Here is a 3,028-nt window from a genome sequence, read left to right on the forward strand (position 1 = left end):
GAGGATCATTGGCGCCGGCCCACATTCGGCCCCCGTGCGCCTCAATAATAGAATGGCAAATCGCCAGCCCCATGCCCATGCCTTCGGATTTGGTGGTGTAAAACGCCTCGAACACGCGGTCCGCGCTGTTTGGATCGAGTCCCGGACCCGTATCCCGAAAAGCGACCAATACATTATTCGAGCCATCAGTCCGCGTAGCGATCAGTAACTCGCGCTGGCCTTCGTTGATCTCGCTCATTGCCTCTATGGCGTTCGTGATCAGATTGAGAATCACCTGCCGCACCTGAACGCGATCTGCTCGAACGAGCGGCAACGCCTGAGGCCGTCGGGTTCGCACCCACACACCATTTTTTGCGAGTTCCGCGCGAACTAGCGCTAGCACCTCCAAGATCACTTCGTCAATTGCAAGAAGCTCCGTTTGTATCGGAGCTTTATTCATAAGAGCGCGGATCCGGCGGATCACATTCCCTGCGCGCATACTGTCACGGACAATCAAACCGAAGGTCTGCCGAACCTCTTCCAGATTTGGGGGTTGAGCACCGAGCCAATTTAGCCCTGCCCCCGCATTGCTGCTGATCGCCGCAATCGGCTGGTTCACCTCATGGGCGATCGAGGCGGCGAGCTGTCCCATTGTCGTGATCCGATTGGCGTGTGCAAGGCCCATCAGAGTTTCGCGATAACGTCGTTCGCTTTCACGCGCTTCCGCTTCCGCTCTCTTTCGTTCTGTCAGGTCCAGGACGAAGCCAACACCTTGGTCCTCTCGCGCATCGAACACGGCGAGGCCAATGAGCACCGGCACCCGACTGCCATCCTTCCGAACATACTCTTTCTCGAACTGCTGAACAGCTCCGGTCCTTTTTGCTTCTGTGTGAGCATCCATTGTGCGCTCGTGCCATTCTGGAGGCGTCAGATCGAGACCGTTCACTCGGCCTGCGAGGAGATCTTCTTGCTCGTATCCAACCATCGTGAGGAAGGCTTGATTTGCTTCGATGATCTCGCCCCCTTCGTGAATGATAAAGATTCCGATGATGTTAGCGTCGAGCAAGCGCCGGATTTTCGCCTCCCGTTGCTGAACTTCGCTGTACAACCGGCTGTTTTCGAGCGCTGTTGCAGCTTGAGAGGCAAGCATTTTCTGCATTGATGTTCGGGCAGCCGAGAATATGCGCGGGGCGAGATTATTCTCCAGATAAAGTACGCCGATCAGCTTGCCCTGCGTGATCAGTGGCAGGCAAAGAATAGAACGCGCTTTGCGCTCGCGGATATAAGGATCTTCGGCAAATGAAGGCTGGACGACAGCATCTTCGAGAACCACGTTTTCGCGGACACGTAGCACGAAATGCAGCACGGATTCGGGAATAGCCATCGGAGTTACGGGCTGTTCATCCACCTTTATAACGAGCGCATCTGCTACCGTTTTGCCTTCCGCTTCGATCCGTGGCTCGCCGCCATGCAGCAGAATCAACACACCTCTTTCGGCGCCGGCCTGCTCAATGGTAGTCCGCATAAGCTTGTCAATCAGCTTCTGAAGCACAATCTCGCCGGAAATCGCCTGCGACACTTTGATCACCGTCGCCAGATCAAGATGCTCAACCGGAGCTCCGATCGTCATGCCATTCACGGCAAGCGGGGGCTCCTGATGCATGAGATGCGGATGCAGCTCCTCGAGTTGACGCACCTTACCATCCGCTCCCCAACGAAGGTAGCCGCGCCGGGCGTCCTGCAGGTAAACCCGGGAGATCCTGGCAAAACCGCGTGCAGCATAAAAGCGCGCTGCAAGTTCACAAGCGATCCCCTCGTGGTGGGGGAAACCGTTACGTCCCGCGGTTTGGATTGAGTGTTCGTACAGTCGCATTGCGTCTGCATCCCGACATTCCAGCCTTGCAATTTCAGCGCCGACCAAGGCAGCCCGATTCTCGAAGTTGTCGGGGCAATTCGTCGCCCATGTCTGCAGTTGCCTGTAATGGGCATCAATGATATCTCGGTGCGGCTGTTGTTCGGCTTCGCCCAGCCTGTCGCAATAACACGAGTGAGACAGCGCACCATAAAAGTGAAACTCCGCGGTCAAGGGCTCTGTTGGTATGGTCCATAGTTTGGGCTCGGCCTTCGAGCGAGCCTCAACAGCCGCAGCATAATCGCCGGATAGGAAGCGCGCCTGAAGCTTGCGAATCCAGTAAACGGTTTCGCTAGATGACTCCGGACTTCCTGCCAACGATCGTTCAACGTCCAGCTCGTCAAATTGTTGGTCGTCGAAGCAACCGAGCGAGCGCGTGAGGCCGCGCATGGTTCTGACGATTGCGAGCTGAGCGGCTACCGCCTCAGCAGCAAATTGTACCTTTCTGTTCCGGATCGTAGCAGCGCTTCTCTCTAACTCGTTCTGCACCTCTTTCAGGTGATCTCCGGCCATAATCATACTTCCGGTTAGATGGACTGAACTGTACGCCTCATAAATGACATCACCGCTACTGACCGCGGCTTCGAGGGCTCGCCGGATCAAAACTCGGCCGTCTCTAAGCGGCTTCGTCCACGGGATCACGGTGCCTCCGACGGCCAAATAGACGTGAGCCCGAAAACGAGAGAACTCACCGCGATCAACCAAGTCGCAAGCAAGACGACCAAATTTATCGGCCGCTAGGTAGTCACCGAAGCGTCCGGCCGAGATTCGGCCTAACCATGCGTAATGGGCGCAGGAAGCATCAGTGTTGCCGTATTCGAGGCTGATGCTGACCGCTCGGCAGATCACTAAAGCGGATAAATTGGCGTCCGTGAAACCTGCAGCCGGAAGAATCCGCGTCAACACGGCGAGGGTGGCAAGCGTGGCCTGGTCTGTCATTCGAGGCAAACCAGCAAGATCCTCGATTGCGTCGGGCAGCTGTGACCACATCCGCTGATATTCGGCCAGCATTTCCTGGTCCGTCGGACGCTGCGACCACTCGATCCCGACGTCGCGAAGATATTCGAGACCTATGAGCACTGCCCGGCCGTGCTGACCTAGCGTCAAGTAAAGATCGACCCGCAAACATGCGACCGT

At 56.5% G+C, this 3,028-nt stretch carries 1 protein-coding gene; it reads right to left on the minus strand.

Annotated features, from left to right (window positions below):
* Positions 1 to 3,028: ATP-binding protein (locus ACIPUD_RS39625; protein ID WP_446482973.1), on the minus strand; the 3,028-nt coding region annotated here is incomplete at both ends.

The organism is Bradyrhizobium sp. CAR08 (genome assembly GCF_052871955.1).